Origin of the sequence: Actinomycetospora sp. TBRC 11914, from assembly GCF_012933465.1 — a bacterium.
Lineage (GTDB): Bacteria > Actinomycetota > Actinomycetes > Mycobacteriales > Pseudonocardiaceae > Actinomycetospora.
On sequence record NZ_JABBND010000003.1, the window covers coordinates 159,502 to 183,078 of the forward strand.

The 23,577-nt window shown below is 76.2% G+C and carries 20 protein-coding genes; 7 read left to right on the forward strand and 13 right to left on the reverse strand.

From position 1 onward, the window contains the following. Positions 1-10: 10 nt before the first annotated feature. From HH311_RS08890 to HH311_RS08905, 4 genes are all read right to left on the reverse strand, one after another. Positions 11-1,024 (reverse strand): adenosine deaminase, encoded by a 1,014-nt coding sequence (locus HH311_RS08890; protein ID WP_169183267.1) that lies wholly within the window; start codon positions 1,022-1,024, stop codon positions 11-13. Next, a complete protein-coding gene (locus HH311_RS08895) occupies positions 1,021-1,713 on the reverse strand; it encodes a hypothetical protein (protein WP_169183268.1) in 693 nt (230 codons plus the stop codon). Before HH311_RS08895 ends, HH311_RS08890 begins: the two co-directional genes overlap by 4 nt. A gap of 236 nt (positions 1,714-1,949) precedes the next feature. Further along, positions 1,950-4,388: an FAD-dependent oxidoreductase gene (locus HH311_RS08900; RefSeq protein WP_169183269.1), complete on the reverse strand. Its 2,439-nt coding sequence runs from the start codon at positions 4,386-4,388 to the stop codon at positions 1,950-1,952. A 190-nt stretch (positions 4,389-4,578) separates the two neighbouring features. After that, the gene (locus tag HH311_RS08905) at positions 4,579-5,385 is read right to left on the reverse strand and encodes an IclR family transcriptional regulator (RefSeq protein ID WP_169183270.1); all 807 of its coding nucleotides are present in this window, start codon (positions 5,383-5,385) and stop codon (positions 4,579-4,581) included. Positions 5,386-5,673: 288 nt separating this feature from the next. Here HH311_RS08905 and HH311_RS08910 point away from each other — a divergent pair, with 288 nt between their 5' ends. The 4 genes from HH311_RS08910 (at position 5,674) to HH311_RS08925 (ending at position 11,242) form a co-directional block, all read left to right on the forward strand. Beyond that, on the forward strand, positions 5,674-7,566 hold the full coding sequence (locus HH311_RS08910) for an alpha/beta-hydrolase family protein (protein WP_211189881.1): 1,893 nt from the start codon (positions 5,674-5,676) through the stop codon (positions 7,564-7,566). 126 nt (positions 7,567-7,692) lie between these two features. Continuing rightward, positions 7,693-8,460 carry a CPBP family intramembrane glutamic endopeptidase gene (locus HH311_RS08915; protein WP_169183271.1) on the forward strand — a complete coding sequence of 256 codons (768 nt, stop codon included), beginning with the start codon at positions 7,693-7,695 and terminating at the stop codon, positions 8,458-8,460. Positions 8,461-8,592: 132 nt separating this feature from the next. Beyond that, positions 8,593-10,323: an MFS transporter gene (locus tag HH311_RS08920; protein ID WP_312030026.1), complete on the forward strand. Its 1,731-nt coding sequence runs from the start codon at positions 8,593-8,595 to the stop codon at positions 10,321-10,323. Between the two features lie 28 nt (positions 10,324-10,351). Continuing rightward, entirely contained in the window at positions 10,352-11,242 is an 891-nt protein-coding gene (locus tag HH311_RS08925; RefSeq protein WP_169183272.1) for a DNA-formamidopyrimidine glycosylase family protein, read from the forward strand. A 185-nt stretch (positions 11,243-11,427) separates the two neighbouring features. Here the strand turns inward: HH311_RS08925 and HH311_RS08930 are convergent, their stop codons facing one another. The 4 genes from HH311_RS08930 to HH311_RS08945 all read right to left on the reverse strand — a co-directional run bounded on the left by HH311_RS08930 (position 11,428) and on the right by HH311_RS08945 (position 15,432). Then, positions 11,428-12,270 (reverse strand): PspA/IM30 family protein, encoded by an 843-nt coding sequence (locus HH311_RS08930; protein ID WP_169183273.1) that lies wholly within the window; start codon positions 12,268-12,270, stop codon positions 11,428-11,430. A 173-nt stretch (positions 12,271-12,443) separates the two neighbouring features. Further along, on the reverse strand, positions 12,444-12,992 hold the full coding sequence (locus tag HH311_RS31505; protein WP_169183274.1) for a helix-turn-helix domain-containing protein: 549 nt from the start codon (positions 12,990-12,992) through the stop codon (positions 12,444-12,446). Between the two features lie 164 nt (positions 12,993-13,156). Further along, positions 13,157-13,795: a CDP-diacylglycerol--glycerol-3-phosphate 3-phosphatidyltransferase gene (pgsA, locus tag HH311_RS08940; RefSeq protein WP_169183275.1), complete on the reverse strand. Its 639-nt coding sequence runs from the start codon at positions 13,793-13,795 to the stop codon at positions 13,157-13,159. Then, entirely contained in the window at positions 13,792-15,432 is a 1,641-nt protein-coding gene (locus tag HH311_RS08945; RefSeq protein ID WP_169183410.1) for a MiaB/RimO family radical SAM methylthiotransferase, read from the reverse strand. Before HH311_RS08945 ends, pgsA begins: the two co-directional genes overlap by 4 nt. 170 nt (positions 15,433-15,602) lie before the next feature. Between HH311_RS08945 and HH311_RS08950 the strand changes: the two genes are divergently transcribed. Next, positions 15,603-16,166, forward strand: a complete 564-nt coding sequence (locus HH311_RS08950) for an amino-acid N-acetyltransferase (RefSeq protein ID WP_248292334.1) — start codon at positions 15,603-15,605, stop codon at positions 16,164-16,166. A 70-nt stretch (positions 16,167-16,236) separates the two neighbouring features. Here HH311_RS08950 and HH311_RS08955 read toward each other — a convergent pair whose 3' ends face one another. The 5 genes from HH311_RS08955 to HH311_RS08975 form a co-directional block, all read right to left on the reverse strand. Further along, positions 16,237-17,664: a hypothetical protein gene (locus HH311_RS08955; protein WP_169183276.1), complete on the reverse strand. Its 1,428-nt coding sequence runs from the start codon at positions 17,662-17,664 to the stop codon at positions 16,237-16,239. Positions 17,665-17,745: 81 nt separating this feature from the next. Beyond that, on the reverse strand, positions 17,746-20,475 hold the full coding sequence (locus tag HH311_RS08960; protein ID WP_169183277.1) for a DNA translocase FtsK: 2,730 nt from the start codon (positions 20,473-20,475) through the stop codon (positions 17,746-17,748). 133 nt (positions 20,476-20,608) lie between these two features. Further along, the gene (locus tag HH311_RS08965; RefSeq protein ID WP_169183278.1) at positions 20,609-21,379 is read right to left on the reverse strand and encodes a trans-aconitate 2-methyltransferase; all 771 of its coding nucleotides are present in this window, start codon (positions 21,377-21,379) and stop codon (positions 20,609-20,611) included. Then, positions 21,376-21,957 (reverse strand): phosphoesterase PA-phosphatase, encoded by a 582-nt coding sequence (locus tag HH311_RS08970; protein WP_169183279.1) that lies wholly within the window; start codon positions 21,955-21,957, stop codon positions 21,376-21,378. The genes HH311_RS08965 and HH311_RS08970 overlap by 4 nt, the downstream gene beginning before the upstream one ends. A 61-nt stretch (positions 21,958-22,018) precedes the next feature. After that, the gene (locus HH311_RS08975) at positions 22,019-22,468 is read right to left on the reverse strand and encodes an anthrone oxygenase family protein (RefSeq protein WP_169183280.1); all 450 of its coding nucleotides are present in this window, start codon (positions 22,466-22,468) and stop codon (positions 22,019-22,021) included. Between the two features lie 90 nt (positions 22,469-22,558). Here HH311_RS08975 and HH311_RS08980 point away from each other — a divergent pair, with 90 nt between their 5' ends. Together HH311_RS08980 and HH311_RS08985 are read left to right on the forward strand one after the other, a co-directional pair. Continuing rightward, entirely contained in the window at positions 22,559-23,158 is a 600-nt protein-coding gene (locus HH311_RS08980; protein ID WP_169183281.1) for a TetR/AcrR family transcriptional regulator, read from the forward strand. After that, positions 23,155-23,538 carry an NUDIX domain-containing protein gene (locus HH311_RS08985; RefSeq protein WP_169183282.1) on the forward strand — a complete coding sequence of 128 codons (384 nt, stop codon included), beginning with the start codon at positions 23,155-23,157 and terminating at the stop codon, positions 23,536-23,538. The genes HH311_RS08980 and HH311_RS08985 overlap by 4 nt, the downstream gene beginning before the upstream one ends. Positions 23,539-23,577 lie beyond the last annotated feature (39 nt).

Sequence of the window (23,577 nt, forward strand, 5' to 3'; positions counted from 1 at the left end):
CCCGATCCGGTCAGGACGTGGGCGCCGACTCCTGCGCCGCCGCCCACGTCGCCACCTCGGCCCGCAGCTCCGCCCGGCGGGTGTCGTCGACGAACGCGGCCTCGACGGCGTTGTCGGCCAGGGTCCGGACCTGCGCGAGGGAGAGGCCGAGGACGTCGGCGACCGCGCGGTGGTTGTCGTCGACGTAGCCGCCGAAGTAGGCCGGGTCGTCGGAGTGGACGCTCACCGCGAGTCCGGCGTCGAGCATGGCCACGAGCGGGTGGTCGGCGAGCGTGTCGACGGCGCGCAGCCGCACGTTGGACAGCGGGCACACCGTGAGCGGCACCGCCGCCTCGGCGAGGCGGCGCACGAGCGCCGGGTCCTCGAGGCTGCGGATGCCGTGGTCGACCCGCTCGACGCCGAGGACGTCGAGGGCCTCGGTGACGTAGGCCGCCGGGCCCTCCTCCCCGGCGTGCGCGACCAGGTGCAGGCCCTCGGCGCGGGCCCGCGCGTACACCTCGGCGAAGTCGGCGGGCGGGTGCCCGACCTCCGCGGAGTCGAGCCCGATCCCGAGCAGCGGGACGTCCGCGCGCACCAGCGCGTCGAGCACCTCGAGCGCCTCGGCGGCGGGGCGGTCGCGCAGGAAGCAGGGGACCAGGCCCGTCGTCATGCCGGCCGGGGCCGCGGCCAGCGCGCCCGAGACGCCCTCGAGCACCGCCGCGAGCGGCACGCCCCGGGCGAGGTGGGCCTGGGGGTCGACGAACAGCTCGACGTGCCGGACCCCGCCGGCGGCCGCCCGGTCGAGGTAGGCCGTCGTCATGGCCGCGAAGTCCTCCGCGGTGCGCAGCACGGCCATGTTCGCGTAGTAGAGCTCGAGGAAGTGGCCGAGGTCGGTGAAGGCGTAGCGGGCCCGCAGGTCGTCCAGGTCGACGTAGGGCAACGCGACTCCGCCGCGGTCGGCCAGCTCGAGGATCAGCTCGGGCTCGAGGGTGCCCTCGACGTGGACGTGCAGCTCGACGGCCGGCGGGGTGTCCTGCGCGCTCATGGCCACGGATCCTGGCCCACCCCGCCCCCGGCGTCCGCGAGCACCGGGGCGAACCGGGCCGCGCCGGGACTCGCCGGGTCGCACCCCACGCGGTGCAGCCGCTGCAGCACGCCGCCGGTGGTGCGTTCGAAGCGCGCCGCGAGCCCGCGCATCAGCTCCGCGCGGTCGGCCGCCGGGTCCGCCTCCAGCCAGGCCGCCCGCAGCGCGGCGTCGTCCTCGGCCGGCCACGGCAGGCCCGAGCGGGGCGCCCGCTCCCGGGTGCGCCAGGCCGCCGGCCCCCACGACGACGACGGCCCCCAGGCTCCCTGCCGCGGGAACGGCACCAGGTCACCCTCGGCGCGCAGCGCCGCCCCCGAGCCGTCGAGCCCGTCGTCGTCGGGCCAGTCGTCGCGCCACCCGAACCGCAGCCGTTCCTCCCGGAAGGGGTCCTCGTCCGGCTCCGGACCGTCGGGGGGCTCGTCGACGGGCCCCAGCGGCGGGTCGAGCGGGCCCAGCGCCCCGTACTGGTCGTCCGCCCAGGCGGCCCTGACCAGGGCGTGCAGCCGGCGGGCGGGCAACGACACCGCCCGCGACCAGACGTCCGCGTCCTCCGACCCGTCGGCCGCGACGATCGCGACGTAGGCCCGCCCGTCGAGCACCTGCACCCGGAGCTCGTGGCCCGCCTCGCGGACCGTGATCATCTCGCGCATGGCGTCCACGCTCGGGGCAGCGCGACGCCGGACACAACCACGACCGGACCGCCCTGTGGACAACCCCGCCCGTCCACAGGGGGCGCTGCTCCGGATGGCCGGATCGCCCCGGAAGGCCGCCCACGGTGTCGGTGCCCGGGTGCACAGTGCCGATCATGAGTACCGAGGGCCATCCGGCGGCGGCCGTGGCGCGCTTCCCGGCACGGCACCGCCTGCCGGCGGCAGCGGGCGCGGGGTCAGCGCTCGACCACGCGCGCCCCGACGCGGCGGTCGAAGTACTCCACGGTCAGCTCGGTGCCCTCGACGGCGAGCCGGGGAGGCACCACGGCGAGCGCGAGCGAGACGTCCTCGGCGTGCGCGACCTCCGACGCCGCCACCCGGCCGACGCACTCCTCGCCGTCGCGGACCGGTTCGCCGCCCAGGACGACCTCGCCCGGCTCGTCGAGCACCAGGCTCACCAGGCGACGCCGCGGCCCGAGGAGCGCCGGCTCGCGCCCGAGGAACAGGCCCTTGCCCGGGTCGACGAGGTGGTCGAGGCCGGCCTCGGCCGGGGTGAGCTCGGCGTCGATCCCGGTCCCGAGGGTCCGGTGGCCCGACTCGACGAGCAGGCTCGTCACCGCCCGCGCACCGGCGGCGACGATGCCGAGGGTGGCGCCCGCGTCCCAGAGGACGTCCCACAGGGCGGCCCCCAGGTCGGCGCGGGCGCGCAGCTCGACCCCGTCGACGCCCGCCGGGGTGCCGCGCAGCGCGAGCACCGGCACCGGACCAACGTGGGTCTCGACGGCGTCGGCGGTGCGGGCCCGCCCCGAGGGGTCGGTGAGCCGGGAGAGCAGCACCCCGGCCGCCGGACCCCAGACCCCGAGCGCGCAGGTCCCCGACGAGAGGTCGCGGACCTCCACGCGGCCCAGGACGTGCTCGGCGAGCCACCGGGACTCGAGCCGGGTGGCGACGCCGACCGCGAACCGGTCGCGGTCGAGGCGCGCCACGTCGAGGTCGGCCCGGATCCGGCCGGCGCGGTCGAGCGCGAGCGCCCGGGTGCGGGCACCGACCGGCCGGTCGACGTCGACGGTCGTCAGCTGCTGGAGCAGCCCGAGGGCGTTCGGGCCGACCACCTCGAGGCGGTGGCGGCTGGTGAGGTCCACGAGCGCCACGGCCCGGCGCACCACCAGCGCCTCGGCCCCGGCGATCGGCGACCAGTGCCGTCCCGCCCAGGCTCGCCGGGGCCGGACCTCGCAGACCTCGGGGAGGTCGGCGTTGTCGCCGAACCACGCCGGCACCGCCCAGCCGTCCGTCTCCGCCACCACCGCCCCGAGCTCGCGGTGGCGCGCGTCGAACGGCCCGGTGCGCAGGGGCCGCGTCGTCGGCGAGAGCCGCTGGGGGTGGACCACGTCGTAGACCTCGTCGTAGGCGTGGCACGCCCGGCTGCGCACCGTGGCGGGGGCGAGCAGCGCCGGGTCGAAGCGGTCGTGGTGGGCGGCCGAGACGTCGAGCGGCGCGCCCGGCTCCCGCGGGTCCGCGCCGGGCTCGGGGAGCGTGGGCACCCCGTCGACCACCCACGCGGCGAGGGCCTGCCCGACGCCGGCGGCGTGGGCGGTCCACACGGCCTCGGCCAGCCACAGGCCGCGCACCGCGGTCTCCCCGAGCAGGGGCATCCCGTCCGGGGTGAACGCGACGAGCCCGTTGACGCCGCGCTCCACCTTCGCGTCGGCGAGGGCGGGCAGCAGGGCCTGGGCGGCGTGCCAGCTGGGCTCGAAGTCGAGGTCGGTGAAGGCACGTTCGGCGGGGACGGCGCCGCGGTCGGGGCCCGGTCGGTCGAGCCCGGCGGGGTCGGCCGGCATCGCGCGGTGGGCGTACGCCCCGACGCCGAGGCGGTCGCCGTGCTCGCGCACGTAGAGGTCGGCGTCCGCGTGCCGCAGGACCGGGAACGCCGCGCCCCCGGGGTCCACCAGGCCGCGCAGTTTCTGGAGGACGTCGAGCTCGCGCAGCGGGGTGGTCCACGCGTACTGGTGCGCCATGGGTGACAGCGGCACCGTCACCTCCGCCATCGCCCCGACCAGCGGGCCCCAGATGCCGGCCGCACAGACCACCACCTCGGCGGCGAGCGGACCGTGGTCGGTCTGGACGCCCCGGACCCGTCCGGCGGCGGTGTCGATGCCGGTGACCCGCACGCCGTGCCGGACGACCGCGCCGCGCCCGACGGCCGCCCGCGCCTGGGCCCGCGCCGCCGCGAGCGGGAGCGCGACCCCGTCCGAGGGCACGTGCAGGCCGCCGAGGAGGACCTCGCGGTCGAGCAGCGGATGCAGGGCGGCGCACTCGGCCGGGTCGAGCAGGTGGCTCTCGATCCCCGCCGCGGTCGCCGAGCCGTGCCGGCGCCGCAGCTCGGCCAGGCGCTCCCGGGTCGCGGCCACCTCGAGCCCGCCGACCGCGCGGAAGCAGGGCCGACCCCCGGCGCGGAGCTCCCCGTACCGGGCCGCCGAGGCCCGGGCGACGCGGGCCAGCATGCGGCTCCCGCTGGTCTGGAACACCACCCCGGGGGCGTGCGAGGTGGACCCGCCGGGGCGTTCCGCGGCGCCCTGGTCGAGCACCGTCACCCGGGTCCAGCCCCGGGCGGTGAGCTCGTCGGCGAGGGCGCAGCCGACGAGGCCGGCCCCGACGATGACGACGCGGGGTCCCATGGGCGTCTCCGCTCGGGCGAGTCACCGGTCCGTAGTTGCGCATCGCGCAACCCGTTCTCCCTACAGCAACACGGTGGGAGCCCGGGGCGGGCGCTGTCAAGAGCCGGGCCGATCGTCCCGGCACCCCGCGGACGGGTGCCGCCGGACGGCCGAGGACGGCCCGCCGACGACGGACGAGGCACTGCGCCGGTCAGCGCAGCGAGCCACCGCCGCTGGGCTCCACCCAGCCGAGCTTCGCCGACAGCTCGCGCGCGGCCTCGCGCATGTCCGCGACGACGGCCCGCGCCCGGCGCCGCGGCAGCCGGTAGGACGGCCCGGACGCCGAGAGGGCGGCCACCACGTTCCCGTCGTGCGCCCACACCGGCACCGCCACCGCGTGCATGCCGACCTCGAGCTCCTCGAAGGAGCGGGCGTAGCCCTCGTCGACCACCCGGGCGAGCTCGGTCCGCAGCGCGGCGGGCTCGGTGATGGTGGCCTCGGTGTAGCGGGGCAGACGGCGCCGCAGGAGGGTCCGCCGCTCACCCTCGTCCATGTGCGCGAGCAGGACCTTGCCGGCCGAGGTGGCGTGCAGCGGCGTCCGGCGCCCGACCCAGTTCTGGGAGCTCACCGACGAGTTGCCGAACTCCTGCGCGACGTTGATCGCCGCCTCGCCGTCCGAGACCGCCAGGTTCACGGTCTCGCCGATGATCTCGGCGAGCGCCTGGCAGGTCGGCTGGCCGAGCCGGGCGAGGTCCATCCGCCCGGTGGTGGCGGCGGCGAGACGGACGATCCCGAAGCTCAGGGCGTACTTGCCGCGGTCGCCCAGCTGCTCGAGCAGCCCTCGGCGTTGCAGGGCCGAGACCAGTCGCGAGGCCGTCGACTTGTGGACGCCGATCTCCTCGGCGATCTCGGTGATGCCGGCCTCACCGCGGGCCGCGAGGATCTCGAGGATCGTGACGGCCCGGTCGACGGACTGGACCGAGGAGCGGTCTCCGCGCTCGCCGTCGGCCCTCGACATACGCAAAAGTATAGCCACCGGGCGCACCGCCGAGGTCACCCCCGGCCCACGATTTCCGACGTCGCCACCGAATCGGCAGGTCGTCGTTGCGCATCACGACCCCGGTTCCCGAAGGCGCAACGCAGGGAGCCGATCACCCCGGACTGTCCACGAAACGCACGTCCGCGGCGACCGCTTCGCCGGGAGCGCACGGCCCGCACCTCGCGGCACCACACGGCACCCACCGTGTGGTCGACAGCTCGACGACCACGTCGCTGCGCCGAACGGGTGTGGTCCAGGATGGGGGACGTGTCGGGGACCGGGGTCGAGCGCGACGACTCCGCGGCCACCCCCGCCGCGGCCGACACCCCCACCCCCACCCCCACCACCGACACCGACACCGACACCGACACCGACACCGACACGCTCGACGAGCCCGACCCCGCGAGCGCGCGGGTGCACGGGCCGGTCACCCGGCCGCCCGCCGCGCACGTCGTCCACCGGGGGCCCGGGCCGCTCGACCGCCGCGGCCTGCGCTGGCTGCGGGTCGACGCGCTGGGCCTCGCCCTCGCCGTCACCGCCGGATCCCTGGCGATGACCCCGTCGCTCATCCCCCGCACCTGGCTGGTGCAGGGCCTCGCGAGCGGGCTGTCCGCGGTCGTCGGCTACGCCGTGGGGACGTTCCTCTGGTTCCTGCTGCGCCGCACCCACCACGGCCTGCGGCTCGTGGCCCACGCGCGGATCTGGGTGCCGCGGGGGGTCCGGCAGGCGGCCTGGACGATCCTGCTGGTCGCCGCGGCCCTCGTCGTACTGGTCATGCTCGTCGCCGGCGCCTACTGGCAGCGGGAGCTGGCCTCCCTGATGGGCCTCGAGCCGCCCGGGTACCTCGGCTACCTGCGCGCCGCCCCGACCGCCGTGGGGGTCGCCGCGGTCCCCATCGCCGTGGTGCGGACGATCCGGCACGCCGACCATGTGCTCGTCCGGGGACTGCGCCGCTACGCCCGCCTCCCCCGCCGGATCGCGGCGTCGCTCGCGGTCGTGCTGCTCGCGGTGGTGATCGCCGCGGTCGCGGACAACGTCGTGCTGCAGGGCACCCTCACGCTCGTCGACCAGGCCTTCAGCGGGGTGAACGACGAGAACTACCCCGACGCCGTGCAGCCGCAGAGCCCGACGCGCTCCGGGTCGCCGACGTCGCTCGCCCCGTGGAACACCCTCGGCAAGGAGGGACGGCACTTCGTCTCCGGCGGCCGGAGCGCCGCGGACCTCGCGGCCGCCTCCGGGAAGCCCGCCGTCGACCCGGTCCGGGCCTACGTCGGGCTCGAGTCGGCCCCCGACCCGCAGGCGCGCGCCGACCTCGCCGTCGCCGAGCTCGACCGCGCGGGCGCCTTCTCCCGCCCGGTGATCGCGGTGGTGACGACGACGGGCACCGGGTGGGTGGACGCCCCCGTCTCGGACTCCCTGGAGGCGATCTACGGCGGGGACAGCGCGATCGTCGCCACCCAGTACTCCTACCTGCCCAGCTGGCTGTCGTTCCTGTTCGACGGGCCACGGGCCGAGGAGGCCGGGCGGCTGCTGATCGACGCCGTGCACGCCCGCATCCAGGCGATCCCGCCCGGGCAGCCGCGCCCGCGGGAGATCGTGTTCGGGGAGAGCCTGGGGTCCCAGGGCTCGGAGGCGGCGTTCAGCTCGCTGGCCGACGTGCGCGCCAACACCGACGGGGTGCTCTGGGTCGGGCCGCCGAACTCCAACCGGTTGTGGTCGCAGATCGTCGACCGGCGCGACCCCGGGTCGACCGAGGTGCGGCCCACGTACTCCGACGGGCTCGTCGTCCGCTTCGCCGGCGGCCGGAGCGCCCGCACCGTCACGCAGACCCCGCCGACGCCGTGGATCGCCCCGCACGTGCTCTACCTGCAGCACCCGTCGGATCCGGTGGTCTGGTGGTCCCCGGACCTGATCTGGAGCCGCCCCGACTGGCTGGTGGAGCCCCGGGGCGACGACGTCCTCGGCGCCATGAGCTGGTACCCCGTCGTCACGTTCTGGCAGGTCACGATCGACCTGACCAACGCCGTGGGCGTGCCGCCCGGGCACGGCCACGTGTACCAGGGCGAGATTCTCGACGGCTGGGCCGCGGTCGCCGCGCCCCCGGGGTGGACGACCGCCGACACCGAGCGCGCCCGGCAGGTCCTCGGCCCCGACGGGTGAGACGTGTCACCCGCGGCCGAGGGTGGGTATGACCTCGGCGACACCTCTCCGGACCCCTCACGGGTCGCTCACGAGTGGCCCTGGCACGGTGGAGGGTCGAGAAGCGCCCCCGACCCGCAAGGTGACATGACCGCTCCCACCGCCCCGGCACCCGCGCCCACGCCCGCGACCTCGTCCGCCGCCCGGAACGGACCCCGCCGCGTGCCCGCCGTCGTCGTGCTCTCGGTGGTCGCCCTCGTCGTGGCCGCGGGTCTCGTGGCGTGGAACAACCTGCTGGTCCCGGTGCTGCCGGCGGACCCGGTCGTGCGGATGATCGCCAACGTCGCCGGGGTGCTCGTGCTCGTCCTGGCCGCCCGCGCCGGCGGGTTGTCGTGGCGCGACCTGGGCCTCTGCCCGACGACGTGGCTGTCCGGGCTCCGGTGGGGCGGCGCGGCGGTCGGGATCGTGGCGCTAGGCTACGCGGTGGCGTTCCTGCTGCCGGCCACCCGCCCGCTGCTGGAGAACCCGGGCGTGGCCGCCAGCCCGACGTCGGCGGTGGTGCTGCGGGCACTGCTGCTCATCCCGGTCGGCACGGTGCTCTGCGAGGAGCTCGCCTTCCGCGGGGTCCTGCACGGGCTGACCGAGCGGGCGTGGGCCGGGCGCTGGTGGGCCGGCCGGGGCGCCGTCGTCGCGGTCGCCTCCGCGTTCGCGGTCTGGCACCTCGCCGGGGCGGTGGCCGCGCCGGTCGGCGGCATCCCGGTGGTCGGGGTGCTGGCGGTGCTGGTCGTGACCGCCACCGGCGGGGTGGTCATGTCGGTGGTGCGTCGCCGGACCGGCAGCATCTTCGCCTCGATCGGGATCCACCTGGGCACGAACGTCGTCGGGCTCGTCGCCGTCATCCTCGCCACCCGCTAGGGCGCCCCACCCGCTGGGGCGCCCCGCCGGAAGCAATGTGAGCCACCGGACGTTCTCCTCCGAGTGGTGAACCCGCGCCCTACCGTGACGTCCGAGTTGCTGAGTGCACGAAACGGACGACCCGGAGGCCCGGTGACGACGGTGCAGGACGGCACCCCGGACGCGCGTGGGCCGGCGAGCCCCGCCCTCGTCGTCGCGGTCCTCTCCTCGGTCGGGCTCATCGCCTCGCTGTGCATGACGCTGGTCGTGCCCGTGGTGCCCGAGCTCCCCGCCCTGCTGCACACGACCACCGCCGACGCCTCCTGGGTGATCACCGCGACCCTGCTCGGCGGCGCCGTCGCCACCCCGATCGCCGGGCGGCTGGGCGACATGGTCGGGAAGCGGACGGTGCTCCTCGCGACGCTGGGCCTCCTCGTCGCCGGTGCCCTGATCTGCGCGCTGACGTCGTCGCTGGTGCCGGTCATCGTCGGGCGCTCGCTGCAGGGCGTCGCGGTGAGCGCGGTCCCGCTGGGCATCAGCCTGATGCGCGACGCGCTGCCCCCGGAACGGCTCGGGTCGGGCATCGCCCTGATGAGCGCGACGCTCGGGATCGGCGGCGGGCTCGGGCTGCCGCTGTCGGCGCTGATCGTCGAGGTGGCCGACTGGCACGCGCTCTTCTGGGTCGCCGGCGCGCTCGGGGCGGCCGGCGTCGTGCTCATCCTCGCCGTGATCCCGGAGTCGCCCCAGCGCTCCGGCGGGCGGTTCGACGTCGTCGGCGCGCTCGGCCTGACCGTGGGCCTGGTGCTCGGCCTGCTCGCGATCTCCAAGGGCGGGCAGTGGGGCTGGGGCAGCGCGGCCACCCTCGGGTCGGCGGCGGGCGCCGTCGTCGTGCTGCTGGCCTGGGGGGTCTGGGAGCTGCGCACGCACGACCCGGTCGTCGACCTGCGCGTCTCCGCGCGCCGGGCGGTCCTCGTGCCCAACCTGGTGTCGGTCCCGGTGGGCGTCGCGATGTTCACCGGCATGGTGACCTTCCCGCAGCTGCTGGCGGCGCCGACGTCGTCGGGCTACGGCCTGGGGCTCTCGCTCCTCCTCGCCGGCCTGGTGCTGGCACCGATGGGCGTCGTGATGATGCTGCTGTCGCCGGTCACCGCGCGGGTCTCGGCGCGTTTCGGGCCTCGGACCTCGCTGCAAGCCGGGCTGGTGATCATCGTCGTCGCCTACGCCCTGGGGACGGTGCTGCTCGCCCAGGCGTGGCAGGTGGCCCTGGTCATCTCCCTGGTCGGTGCCGGCGTCGCGCTGGCGTACGGCTCCCTGCCCGACCTGATCATGCGCGCCGTCCCCACCGACCGGACGGCGGCCGCCAACGGGCTCAACACGCTGATGCGCTCCGTGGGCACCTCCACGGCCTCCGCCCTGGCCGCCGTCGTGCTCTCCGCGATGACCGTCCGCGTCGGCGACGCCGTCCTGCCCTCGCTGGCCGGGCTGCGCACGACGCTGCTCATCGCGGCCGGGGCGGGGCTGGTGGCGCTGGTCGCGACCGTCGCGATCCCGGTCCTCCCCCGCTCGCGCTCCGTGGACGAGGTCGTGGTCGACACCGGCGTGACCGTCGACGACACGCCCGCCGTCGCGTCCCGCCAGGCCGTCCACGGCCGGGTGCGCCTGGCGCACGGCGAGCCCGCGCCCGACGCGCGGGTGACGCTCGTGGACCTGTCCGGGCGCCAGCTCGCCGTCGTCCCGGTACGCCCCGACGGCACCTTCTGCGCGCCGGTGGACGACCCGGGGACGGTGCTCGTCATCGCCAGCGGCCCGGGCGGGCGGCCGACGGCCGAGCACGTCTCGCTCGCGCAGCGCTCCTCGCCCCGGGACCTCGTGCTGGTGAGCTGAGTCCGGCCCGGGCGGGCATCATCGGGGGGTGCCCGAGGGTGACACCGTGTTCCTCGCCGGCCGGCGCCTCGACGACGCGCTGGCCGGGAAGGAGCTGACCCGCGGCGAGCTGCGCCACCCCCGGCTGATCGAGCACGACCTCGCGGGGCGGACGGTGCTCGGCGTGGCCTCGGTCGGCAAGCACCTGTTCACGCGCTTCGACGACGCCACGAGCCTGCACAGCCACTTCCGCATGGACGGCTCGTGGCACCTCTACCGGCCGGGCCGGCCCTGGCGCGGGCGGGAGCACGACATCCGGGCAATCCTCGAGGTGCCCGACCGGGTCGCCGTCGGGTTCCGCCTGCACGACCTCGACCTGCTGCCGACCGCCGACGAGTCCCGCTGGGTCGGTCACCTCGGGCCGGACCTGCTCGGCCCGGCGTGGGACGACGACCCGGAGGGCTGCGCGGCGGAGGTGGCGCGGCGGCTGCGGGCCGACCCCGGGCGCGAGCTCGGCGCGGCGCTGCTCGACCAGCGGGTGGCCTGCGGGGTCGGGAACCTCTACAAGGCCGAGATCTGCTTCCTGATGCGGGTGTCCCCCTGGACGACCGTCGGCGACCTCACCGACGCCCAGGTCCGCGACGCCGTCGCCTGGTCGCGCAAGCTGCTGCTGCGCAACGCCTGGCGCCCGGAGCAGTCGACGACGGGCGATCTCGGCGAGGGTGCCCAGCACTGGGTGTTCGAGCGCGGCGGGCGCGGGTGCCGGCGGTGCCGCGACGTGGTGGCGGTGGCCCGCCAGGACGATGGCACGCCAGACGCCGAGGACCGCGTCGCCTACTTCTGCCCCACCTGCCAGCCCGGGCCGCACCCGGAGCTGCCGCCGCGGGGGCGGGGTCGGCGGCCCCAGCAGCAGTCGGGGCGGCGCTCCCGGTACGGCTGAGCGCGCCCCACGGCTGGCCGCGCCACCGAGCGAGGGGCACCTTCGCTCGGGTAGAGGGGTGGTGGGCGCCCCTCGCTGGAACGACGGCTCCCACCCCGGAACGAGCGAAGGGCCCCGTCGCTCGATCTACTCGCGCGAGGGGGCCCTTCGCTCGGAACGGGAGCCGCGGTACCGGACCGACCGGCTCAGTTCTGCTGCGGCGGCGCGTACTGCTGGGTCGGCGCCTGCGCGGGGGCGGGCTGGGGCGCCTGGGTCTGGGCCGGCTGGGTCTGCCCCGCGGCCGGCTGACCCTGGGTGACCTGGCCGGGGCCGTTCATCGACGCCCGGATCTGCTCCAGGCGGCTCTGGCCGGCGAAGTCGGTGGTCGCCTGCTGCACCTCGAGCATCCGGCCCTGGACGCTGTTCTGCGCCAGCTCGGCCTGCCCGAGGGCGGTGGTGTACCGCTTCTCGATCTTGTCGCGGACCTCGTCCAGCGAGGGCGTGTTGCCCGGCGCCGCGACCTCGCTCATGGAGCGCAGCGACGCGGAGACCTGCTCCTGCATCTTCGCCTGCTCGAGCTGGCTGAGCAGCTTGGTGCGCTCGGCGAGCTTCTGCTGCAGCACCTGGGCGTTGCGCTCCACGGCCTGCTTGGCCTGCTGGGCCGCGCCGATCGACTGGTCGTGCAGCGTCTTGAGGTCCTCGACGTTCTGCTCGGCCGTGACGAGCTGCGTCGCGAACGCCTGGGCAGACTGCTCGTACTGCTGCGCAGCGGCCTCGTCCCCCTTGGCGCGGGCCTGGTCGGCCATCGTCAGCGCCTGGCGGGCCGAGGACTGCAGCTTCTCGATGTCCCCGAGCTGCCGGTTCAGCTTCATCTCCAGCTGACGCTGGTTGCCGATCACCGAGGCCGCCTGCTGCGAGAGCGCCTGGTGCTGGCGCTGGGCGTCCTCGATCGCCTGCTGGATCTGGACCTTCGGGTCCGCGTGCTCATCGATCTTCGAGGAGAACGCCGCCAGGAAGTACTTCCAGGCCTTCACGAAGGGGTTGGCCATCTGCTCCCGCCCAACTCGTCATCGTCCGCACAGGCCGAACACCCTGACCTGGACTCCGGCCCCATCGTGTCAGCTCCCGCCGCTGCGTTCCACCGAGGCCGGGTCCCGGACGTCCGGATCGGTGATCGCACGCGACGAGCGGTCGGCCCCGGGAGTGGTTCCCGACGCCCGCCTCACGCGGCCGAGCGGACCGCCGCGGCCGGCTCCCGCCCGACGGTCACCAGCTCGACCACGCGCAGCTCCTCGGCGTCGCCGGCCGGGACCGGGGCGTCGTCGCCGGCCAGGTCCACGACCTCCGCCGACGCGCCGGCGTGGGCGGCCGGCTCGGCCGGGGCCGCGGGCTCGCCCTCGGCCGTCGTCGCCGCGGCGGCGTCGTCGCCCGCGCCCTCGAAGGCCTCCTCGACCGCCGAGCGCAGCGCCGGGTCGACCCCGACGAGGCGCCGCCCACCCAGGTGGGCGGGCGCGCGGCGCGTCTCGGGCCGCAGCGAGTCGGGCCGCAGCGAATTGGCCACGTCGTCCAGCAGCTCCGGCAGCGTCAGCGCCAGGGCGTCGCAGATCGCCGCGAGCAGCTCGCTCGAGGGCTCCTTGCGCCCGCGCTCGATCTCCGAGAGGTACCCCAGGCTGACCCGCGCGTCCCGCGAGACGTCGCGCAGGGTCCGCCGGCGCTCGGTACGCGCACGGCGGATCGTCCCGCCGATCGCCTCCCGCAACAACAGCGCCATCTCGCACCTCCGCCCTCACCGCACCCCGGACGCGGGGACCAGCAGTGGCCCCGCGGGGAGCCCGGCGTCGATGACCGTTCCGACCACGGTACCGACTCCCGCACCCCCGCGTCGGTCCCGCGGACCCCCGACGGGGACGGTTCGCCGACGGCGAACACCGGTGCTCAGGTGGTCGCGGCCCGCCGGAGGCGTACGGCCTGCGCCACGTAGTCCAGGCCCGACACCACCGTGACCACCACCGCGAGCAGGAAGAGCGTCGCCACGACGGGCTGGGCCACCGCGGGCAGCGGCATGATCGCGAGCCCGAGCGCCAGCGTCTGGAGCACCGTCTTGAGCTTGCCGCCGCGGCTGGCGGGGATCACACCGTGGCGCAGCACCCAGAACCGCATGGCGGTGATCCCCAGCTCGCGGACGGCGATGACGATCGTGACCCACCACGCGAGCTGGCCGAGGACCGACAGGCCCACCAGCGCGGCACCGACGAGGGCCTTGTCGGCGATGGGGTCGGCGATCTTGCCGAAGTCGGTGACGAGGCCCCAGCGGCGGGCGAACTCGCCGTCGAAGCTGTCGGTCAGCGACGCGACCGCGAACACCACGAACGCGACCCACCGCCAGTACGGGACGTGCCCGCCGTCGACGAAGAGCACGCCGAGGAACACCGGCACGAGCACCAGCCGCGCCACGGTGAGCGCGTTGGCGATGTTGACCAGCGGCACCGGCGGCCGGGCCGCCACCGCGCCGGCGTCCGGGGCCGCGCTGCCGTCCGCGGACGACGGGGCGGGCGACCCCGGCGGCTGCGTCATCGCGCGCCGGCCACGGCGGGCTCGGCGGGCGAGCCGGTGGGCGTGCCGGGGTGGAGGACCTCGAGGGCCTCGACGACGAGGTCGACGCCGTCCGAGCCGGTGACGCGGGCCCGGACCAGCGCGCCCCGGTGCAGCCCGGCCAGCAGCTCGTCGTCCCCGGTGAGCAGGCACTCGCCGTCGACGTCGGGGCCCTGGTGGGCGGCCCGCCCGATCCAGACGAGGTCGCCGGGCTCGGTGTCGTCGACCTCGACGGCCTCGTCGTCGGAACCGTCGGAACCGTCGGAACCGTCGGAACCGTCGTCCAGATCGGTCATCTCCGGGACGTCGTCCTCGGTCAGGCCGAGCTCGGCGAGGTCGAGGTCGTCGACCTCCTCGAGGTCCGGGTACTCCCGCGCCGCCGTCTCCGAGAGCTCCTGGCGCTCGAGCAGCACCTCCACCTCGGTCCCGACCCGCCGGGCCGCCCGGTCCGCCGTCAGCACCTCCACCAGCGAGGTGATCCGCTCGACGCGGGCCGCGACCTCGGCCGGGTCGATCTTGTCCGCCAGGTCGGCGGCCTCCGTGCCGTCCTCGTCGGAGTAACCGAACACCCCGACGGCGTCGAGCTCCGCCTCGGCGAGGAAGGCCTCGAGCTCGGCGAGGTCGTCCTCGGTCTCCCCGGGGAACCCGGCGATGACGTTGGACCGGATCCCGGCCTCGGGCGCCAGCGCGCGGATCTCGGCGCACAGCGACAGGAAGCTCTCCCGCGAGCCGAACCGGCGCATCCGCCGCAGCAGCGGGCCGGAGGCGTGCTGGAAGGACAGGTCGAAGTAGTCGGCGACGCCGGGCGTGCGCGCGATCGCGGCCAGCAGCGGCGGCCGGACCTCGGCCGGCTGCAGGTAGGACACCCGCACCCGCCGCAGCCCCGGCACCGTCGTCAACGACCCGAGGAGGCGCTCCAGGGCGCCGCCGGCGGCGCCGCGCGGGTCGATGTCCTTGCCGTAGGACGTGGAGTTCTCGCTGACGAGGGTGACCTCGGCGACGCCGTGGTCGGCGAGCCAGGCCGCCTCGGCGACGACGTCCTCCGGCGCGCGCGAGACGAAGGCGCCGCGGAAGGACGGGATCGCGCAGAACGCGCACCGGCGGTCGCAGCCCGAGGCGAGCTTGAGGGGCGCGACCGGGGCGTCGTCGAGCCGCTGCCGCGGGACGTCGGGCAGCCAGGCGTGCCCCGGGATCGAGCCGTCGCGGACGGCCTCGGGGCGCTTGACCGGGCTCAGCGGCAGGAGGGTGCGGCGGTCGGCGGGCTCGTGGGAGGCGAGGGGGCGGCCCGCGAGGACGTCGTCGAGACGCTCGGAGATCGACCCGTACTCGTCGAACCCGAGCACCGCGGACGCCTCGGGCAGGGCCTCGGCGAGCTCGGCGCCGTAGCGCTCGGCCATGCAGCCCACCGCGACGACCTTGGAGTCGGGCCCCCCGGCGGCCAGCACGGCGTCGACCGAGTCCTTCTTCGCCTGCTCGACGAAGGTGCAGGTGTTGACGAGCACGACGTCGGCGCTGCCGTCGTCGCCGCCCGCGACCTCCCAGCCGTCAGCGGCGAGCCGCCCGGCCAGTTCCTCGGAGTCGACGTCGTTGCGGGCACAGCCGAGCGTCACGAGCGCCACGCGGCGGTGGTCGCGCGGCGTGGTGGTCGACGTCCCGGACGAGCCCGCGCGGGAGTCCTCTTCGCGCTGCGGCACCCGTCCAGGGTAGACGCCGGGCGGGCCGCCGTCCGGACGCCGGGTGGGCGCCGCCGGGCCGCCCGCGCCGCCGCGCCCGCCTAGGCTCGGCACCCATGTCCCCGGAGCCCGAGCCGCACGGAAGCGCCCCCCTCACCGCCGGCCCCCGGAGCACCCCCTCCGCCCCGATCCTGCTGCGCCGCGCCCGCACCGCCGACGTCCGCGGGATCAAGGCACTGGTCGACGGGTTCGCCTCGGACAACATCCTGCTGCGCAAGCCGCTGGTGACCCTCTACGAGACGGTGCAGGAGTTCCGGGTGGCGGTCCGGGGCCACGAGGTCGTGGGGTGCGGCGCGCTGCACGTGCTGTGGGAGAACCTCGGCGAGGTCCGCACGATCGCGGTGCACCCGTCGGTCCAGGGTGGTGGCGTCGGACACACCCTGGTCGACGAGCTGGTCGCGCAGGCCCGGGCACTCGGGCTCGCGAGCCTGTTCGTGCTGACCTTCGAGGTCGAGTTCTTCGTCCGGCACGGCTTCCGGGAGATCGAGGGCTCACCGGTCAGCGAGGACGTCTACCTCGAGATGATGCAGTCGGCCGACGAGGGCGTCGCGGAGTTCCTCGACCTCGCCTACGTCAAGCCGAACACCCTCGGCAACACCCGGATGCTGCTGGATCTGTAGGTGCGCTCCGCGCCCGTGAGCACAAAGCGTCGCTATACCGGCACTTTCTGCTCACGAGCGCGGAGCGCACCTACGCGGCCGCCGCCGGCCCCGGGGTCCCGGGCACCGGGGGCGCGGTGGCGGCCGTCGGGGCGGGGAGCGTCCCGTCGAGGGGGAGCACGACACGGACCGAGATCGCCTCGCGGCAGGAGGTGACCTCGACGGTGCCGCCGAGCAGGGCCGCCCGCTCGGCCAGCGCGGCCGGTACCCGGCCCGGCCGGGCGCCGGGCACCCGGCTGCGCCCGCAGGCGACCTCGAGCGCCACGGCGTCGACGCGGTGCTCGACGCTCACACAGGCGGCCACCGGCCCCGGTCGCGAGGCGATCTCGGCGACGAGCTCGGCGAGCAGGCGCGCGGCGAGCAGCCCCACCTCCGGATGGCCGGAGGCGGGCACGCCCCGCACCACCACCGACGGAGGGCGCCCGCCCTGCCGCGCCACGGGTGCGCTCCCCAGTTGCGCGGCGTGGCGGGCGCCGGCGACGAGCACGGCGACGCGGCCCTCGTCGAGCACGGCGTCCAGCTCGGGCACGCCCCGGCCCGGTTCGACGTCCACCGCGGCCAGCGTCGGCAGCACCGCGGCCACCCGGTGCCGGGCGATCCGGCGCCGGCGGGGCTCCCCGCCGTCGCGCCCGGCGAGGACCCGCAGCTCGGTGGTCAGCGTGCGGTGCAGCGGCTCGGGGAGCCCGAGGCGGCCGTCGGCGTCGCCGCGGGCCTCGCCGTCGAGCACGTGCAGCAGGGTGCGGCGCCCGGTGGCGATCGCCCGGCGGCGCCGGTGCAGCCCGAGCGCGCACGCCGCGGCGAGCACCACCCCCAGCAGCAGGCACTCCCCCGGCTCCGGGGCCGCCTCGACCGGCAGGTCGATGCTGCCGGCGACGGCCCCGGTGGTCGGCGCGGTGGTGAGGGCGAAGGGGGCCGCGAGGGCCAGCACGCCGAGCACGGCGGCGAGCACGACCGCGGACGCGGCCGGCGGCGCGTGGCGCCCGGTCAGCCCGACCACCACGGCGAGCGCCACGACGAGCAGCGGGCCGGCGGCCACGCTCCCGGGGAGCAGCACGACGACGAGGGCGGTCAGCGAGACCGCCGCCGCGCCCAGGAGGGTCCCGACGACGAGGCCTGCCGGGCGCAGCCCGTGCCCGCGGACCGGCCGCGGCGACCCGGCCGGGACCGGCAGCCCGCCGAGGGCCGCGGCGCGGTGCACGGCGTCGAGCGCGGTCCGGGCGTGGCCCGTGACGGCCTCGCGGTCCTCGGGCTCGGCCGGGGTCTCGAGCAGCCGGTGGAGGGCGTCGACGACGACGGCCCGCAGGTCGGTGGCGATCCGCCCGCGCTCCCGCCCGACCGCCTCGGCGGCGACGGGGTCGGCGGGCTCGGTGGGCTCGGCGATCCCGGGCTCCCGCCCGTCGACCTGGTCGGGGGTGTCGTCCGTCGTGGCGACCGCTGCCCGGACCTCGTGCTCGGCCATGTCCGCTCCCCCCGACCCGTGGGATGTGCGGCGCAGCCTCTCAGACGCCCCGGCGCACGCCGCAGGGACACGCTGACCCGATCAGGCGGGTTCCTCCGGGGTCGCACCACCGGTCTCGCCGGCTCCCTCCGCGCCGCCCCCGGCGTCCCCGGCCCGGCTCGACGGCGCGGGCTCGCCCCGGATCGAGGCCATGAGGTCGGGCAGCTCCTCGGGCTTGAAGAGCACGTCGCGGGCCTTGGAGCCCTCGCTCGGGCCGACGACACCGCGGGTCTCGAGCAGGTCCATGAGCCGGCCGGCCTTCGCGAACCCGACCCGCAGCTTGCGCTGCAGCATCGAGGTGGAACCGAACTGGCTCGTCACCACCAGCTCCGCGGCCGCCAGCAGCACCTCGAGGTCGTCCCCGATGTCGGGGTCGATCTCCTTCTTCTCGGCGGCCGCCTCGGTGGTGACGCTGTCGTCGTACTCGGGCTCGGCCTGCTCCTTGCAGAACTCGACCATCCCGGAGATCTCGTCGTCGCCGACGAAGGCGCCCTGCAGCCGGTGGGTCTTGCCCGCGCCCATGGGGAGGAACAGCGCGTCGCCCATGCCGATGAGCTTCTCGGCGCCCGGCTGGTCGAGGATGACCCGCGAGTCGGTGACCGAGGACGTGGCGAACGCCAGCCGCGACGGCACGTTCGTCTTGATCAGGCCGGTGACGACGTCGACCGACGGGCGCTGGGTGGCCAGGACCAGGTGGATGCCGGCCGCCCGGGCCTTCTGCGTGATCCGGACGATGGCGTCCTCGACGTCGCGCGGCGCGGTCATCATGAGGTCGGCCAGCTCGTCGACGATCGCGAGGATGTAGGGGTACGGCCGGTAGACCCGCTCGGAGCCCAGCGGCGCGGTGATCTCCCCGTTCCGCACCTTCTCGTTGAAGACGTCGATGTGGCGCACCCGGTTGGCCTGCATGTCCGTGTAGCGCTGCTCCATCTCCTCGACCAGCCACTGCAGGGCGGTGGCGGCCTTCTTGGGCGAGGTGATGATCGGCGTGATCAGGTGCGGGATGCCCTCGTAGGGCGTCAGCTCGACCATCTTGGGGTCGATGAGGATCATCCGGACCTCGTCCGGCGTCGCCCGCGCGAGCAGCGAGACCAGCATCGAGTTGACGAAGCTCGACTTGCCGGAGCCGGTGGAGCCCGCGACGAGCAGGTGCGGCATCTTCGCGAGGTTGGCCGTCACCATCTGGCCCTCGATGTCCTTGCCCAGCCCGATGACCATGGGGTGGGTCTCGCGGCGCGCGGTCCCGCTGGTGAGGACGTCGGCGAGCCGGACCATCTCGCGGTCGGTGTTGGGCACCTCGATGCCGACCGCCGACTTGCCCGGGATCGGGGCGAGCAGCCGCACGTTCTCGGTGGCCGCGGCGTAGGCCAGGTTGCGGTGCAGCTGGGTGATCTTCTCGACCTTCACCCCGTGGCCGAGCTCGACCTCGTAGCGGGTGACCGTCGGGCCGCGGGTGAAGCCGGTGACCTGGGCGTCGATCTTGAACTGCTCGAGCACGCCGGTGATCGCGTCGATCATGGCGTCGTTGGCCGCGCTGCGGGCCTTCGGCGGCTCGCCGGCCGTGAGCAGGTCCGGCGGGGGCAGGTGGTAGGCGGCGTCGGCGTCGGCGACCTCGCGGTGCGAGCTGAAGCTCGTCGCGGCCTGCGGGTCGGTCTCGGAGTCCTCGACCGGCGCGGCCGGCGGGGTCTCCGGGACCTCGGCGGCCGGGACCTTCTTCGCGCGCTTCTTCGGCGCGGGCGGGGGCGCCGGGACGTCCTCGGGCTCGGCGGGCGCGGCGTCCTCGGCCGCCGCGGCCGCGGCGTCGCGGTGGCGCGCCGGGTGCGCGGCGGCGTCGCCGGGCTCGATCTCGCCCGTCGCCGCGTCCGCCTCGTCGGCTCCGCGCCGGCGGCGGGGACGGCGCAGCGCGGTGGTCTCGGCGTCGGGGTCGGCCGCGTCGGGGTCGACGTCGTCGACCCCGCCCCACTCGTCGTCGTACTCGTCCTCGTCGAACGGCTCGCCGGTGATCAGGCAGCGCACGCGGCGCGGGACGTCGCGGACCGGGGTGCCGGTGAGCACGAGCAGGCCGAAGGCCGCGACGAGCACGAGCACCGGCATCGCCAGCCAGACCGTGACGCCGGCGGTGAGCGGGTCGGCGACCACGGCGCCGACGACGCCGCCGCCGGCCTGGCGGCCGGCCAGCGTCACGGGGGCCCCGACGGCGAGGTGCCACACCCCGAGCACGCCGAGCGAGAGCAGCAGGGCCCCGACGACGGAGCGGGGGCGGGTCTCCGGGTCCGGGTCGGTGCGCAGCAGCAGGACGGCGACCCCGAGCAGGATCACCGGCAGCGCGAGCGCCACGGAGCCGAGCACGGTGCGGAACGCGACCTCGATGCCCGAGCCCACCGGTCCCCCGGCGTGCACCCACAGGCCGGCCGCGGTGACGAGCGCGACGATCACCAGCGCGAGGGCGATGCCGTCGCGGCGGTGGGCGGCGTCGATGTCCCGGCCGCGCCCTACGGTCCGCGCGAGCGAACCCAGGCCGCGGGCGGTCAGCGTCCAGGCACCCTGCAGCCCGCGGACGATCGGGCCGGGACCGCGGCGCGCGGCGGGCCGGCGGGCGGGGGTGCGACGCCCCTTCGCCGGAGCCCGCCGTCCGGCCGACCCCTTCCCGGTGCCCGCTCGGGACCGGGGTGCCGGCTGGGCCGACTCCACGGTGCGCTCCGGCGTGCGACCCCGGGTGAGGGGGCGGCTGCGCGCGGACCGCGGAGGGGACGTCTCGGTACGGCCGGGCATGCCGGACACCGTAGCCGCGCCGCCCCACCCGCCCCGGGAGCCACACGCGGAGGAGACCTCCGACCCACGCCGGCGAGCGACGAGTGGACCCGCACGGTGGCTCCGGCGGCCGTGGGAGCCCACTCGGCGGGTCTCAGGAGCGCGTCTCGACCCGCGCCACGGCGAAGATCCGGCGGAACGGGAACCAGGTCGACCCGTCGGCGGCCTGCGGGTAGGCCTCGCGGAGCCGGGGCGCGAGGTCCGTGGTGAAGGTCGCGTACGCCTCGTCGGACAGCGCGTCCCGCACCGGACGCAAGGCGGTCCCCGAGATCCAGTGCAGCACCGGGTCCTCGCCGGTGAGCCGCTGCAGGTAGGTCGTCTCCCAGACGTCGACGGCGGCCGCGCCCGCGGCGGTGAGGTCGTCGGCGTAGTCGGCGGGCTCGGCCACCGTCGCGGCGTCGCGCAGCGGGACGCCGAACCGGTCCGCCGCGTCCCGGGCCAGCTCGTGCGAGGGGGCGGTGAAGTTGCCGGGGACCTGCATCGCGATCCAGCCGCCGTCCGGCAGCGCCTCCACCCAGCGGCGCAGCAGGTCGCGGTGGCCCGGCACCCACTGCAGGACCGCGTTGGTGACGATCACGTCGACGTCGTCGTCCGGCACCCACGTCTCGACGTCGGCCGTGGCGGCCTCGATCCCCCGCTCCCGCGCCGCGGCGACCATCGCCGGCGAGGAGTCGAACGCGCTCACCCGCGCCCCCGGCCAGCGCGACGACAGCAGCGTCGTGAGGTGCCCCGGGCCGCACCCGGCGTCGACCACGTGCCGCGGGTCGCGCGCCCCGACCCGGGCGAGCAGGTCGGCGAACGGGCGGGAGCGCAGGTCGTCGAAGTCGAGGTAGAGGGCGGGGTCCCACGTGGTCGTGCTCGTCACGGCAGGGACGCTACGCCCGCGATCACCAGCACCGCGCCGCTCACGAGGGCGCCGAGGACGCACCCGACGACGACCTGGGCGAGGTCGTGCGCGGTCAGCCGCAGCCGCGCCCAGCCCACCACCGGCACCGCGAGCCAGGAGAGCGCCCACCACCCGCCGCCCAGCAGCGTCAGCACGCACGCCGCCGCGCCCACCACCGCGACGTGCAGGCTCACCTTCCACACCAGCGTCACCGCGGTGACCACGAGCACCGTCACCAGCACGGCCACCTGCAGCGCGACGATCGCCCGCGGGGCGCCGGCGAGGGCCAGCACGGCCAGCCCGACGAGCACCGACGTCGCGGCGAGCCCCAGCGGCACCGCCCGCTGCTCGCGGCGTGAGAGGTGGTGGTCGGTGTAGCGGCCGCGCCGCACCCCGACGTCGACGATCGCCGCCGGGATCGCCACGGTGAACACCATCCCCACCAGCGACCACGCGACCCCGACCCACCCCACGGCGAGCGCCCCGACCACCGAGTAGAGCACCGCGAGCAGCAGCGTCGGGGTGAACACCCGGGAGATCAGGGTCGCGGCGCGCACCGGCCCAGTATCGCCGGTGTCGCCGGTGCCGCCGCTGTCGCCGGTGGCGCCGCCCCGCTGCTCACGCGGCGAGCAGACCCACCGTCACCAGCGCGAACGCCGCGACGAGCAGGGCGACCCGGCCGAGGTGCAGCCGGTCCCACCGGCCCACCTGCGCGCGCCAGTCGGCCGGGGCGTTGCCCGCGGTCCACGTCCTCACCCGGTCGTTGATCGGCACGAGCAGCGCGATCGAGGCGACGATGGCCGCCACCAGCAGCACGGCCGCCACCACCACCGGCACGGCGGGCGCGCCGCCCCACGCCAGCACGCCCCAGACGGCGGCCAGCACGATCGCGCCCGAGTACCAGAACGGCATCAGCCGGCCCAGCACCCGTGCCCCGTCGCTGCGGGCCGCGAGCCCGGCGTCGCCCGGCAGTCGGTCGAAGATCGGGTTGAGGAACGCGGCCACCGCGAGCTCGACCCCGACCAGCAGCCCGATCACCACGACCGTCACCACACCCAGCACACCCATCGCGCACCTCCCGTTTCTAGCAACGCTAGTTCGAGTGCCGACGCTAGTCCGGGAGGCGCTCGCTTGTCTAGCACTGCTAGGATCGGGGTCATGGCCGTGAAGGAACGCCGCGAGCGGGAACGCGCCGACCGGCACCGCCGGATCGTCGCGGTGGCCCGGGAGCTCGCCGAGGACCAGGGCTGGGACGCGGTGACCACGCGCCGGCTCGCCGACCGGATCGAGTACAGCCAACCGGTCCTCTACGGCCACTTCCCCGGCGGGAAGGACGAGATCGTCGGCGCCGTCGCGCTCGAGGGGTTCGCGGAGCTGGCGGCGGCGCTGCGGACGGCGGTGGACGCGGCGGGTCCCGACGATGCGGTGGGTGCCCTGGCCTCGGCCTACCTGGCCTTCGCGGCGGAGCACCCGGAGGTCTACCGGGCGATGTTCGACCTCGCCGCGCTGCCCTTCGGCCGGGACGACACCCCGGCGCCGCTGCGCGAGGGCTTCACCGTCGTGCGCGACGTGCTCGCCCCGGCCGCGCCCGGCGACCCCGGGCACTACGCCGAGGTCGGCTGGGCCACCCTGCACGGCCTCGCGACGCTCGCCCGCGCCGGCCGCCTGCCGCCCGAGGGCGCGGCCGAACGGCTCGCCCTCGCGGTCGGCCTGCTCGGGCAGGACACCGCGACGGTCCGTGATAGGCAGACGCCGTGAGCCGGGAGAACCACCTCGTCCTGGCGGTCGTCACCGCCCCGCCCGGCGTGCTGCTCCTGCACCGCCCCGGGGAGACCCCACCCGCGGTGCTGCCGGGTGGGCGCCCGGAGCCCCGGGAGTCCCCCGGCGCGACCGCGGAGCGCGGCTGCCTGGAGGAGACCCGGGTGCGCATCCGGGCCGGGCGCCAGCTCGGGCGCTCGGTGGTCGACGGGATCGCGACGACCTACGTGGCCGCCCGCCCGGTGAGCGAGCCGTCGCCCGACGAGGTGGCGGTCAGCCTGCAGGTGGCGTGGTACCGCCTCGAGCAGGTCGACCTCGTCCTCCCGGAGCTCTGGGCCCCGGTCCGCGAGCACCTGGAGAAGGCGCTCCGCGCCATGTGAACGGATGTGGTCGTCAGGACGACCACATCCGTTCACCTG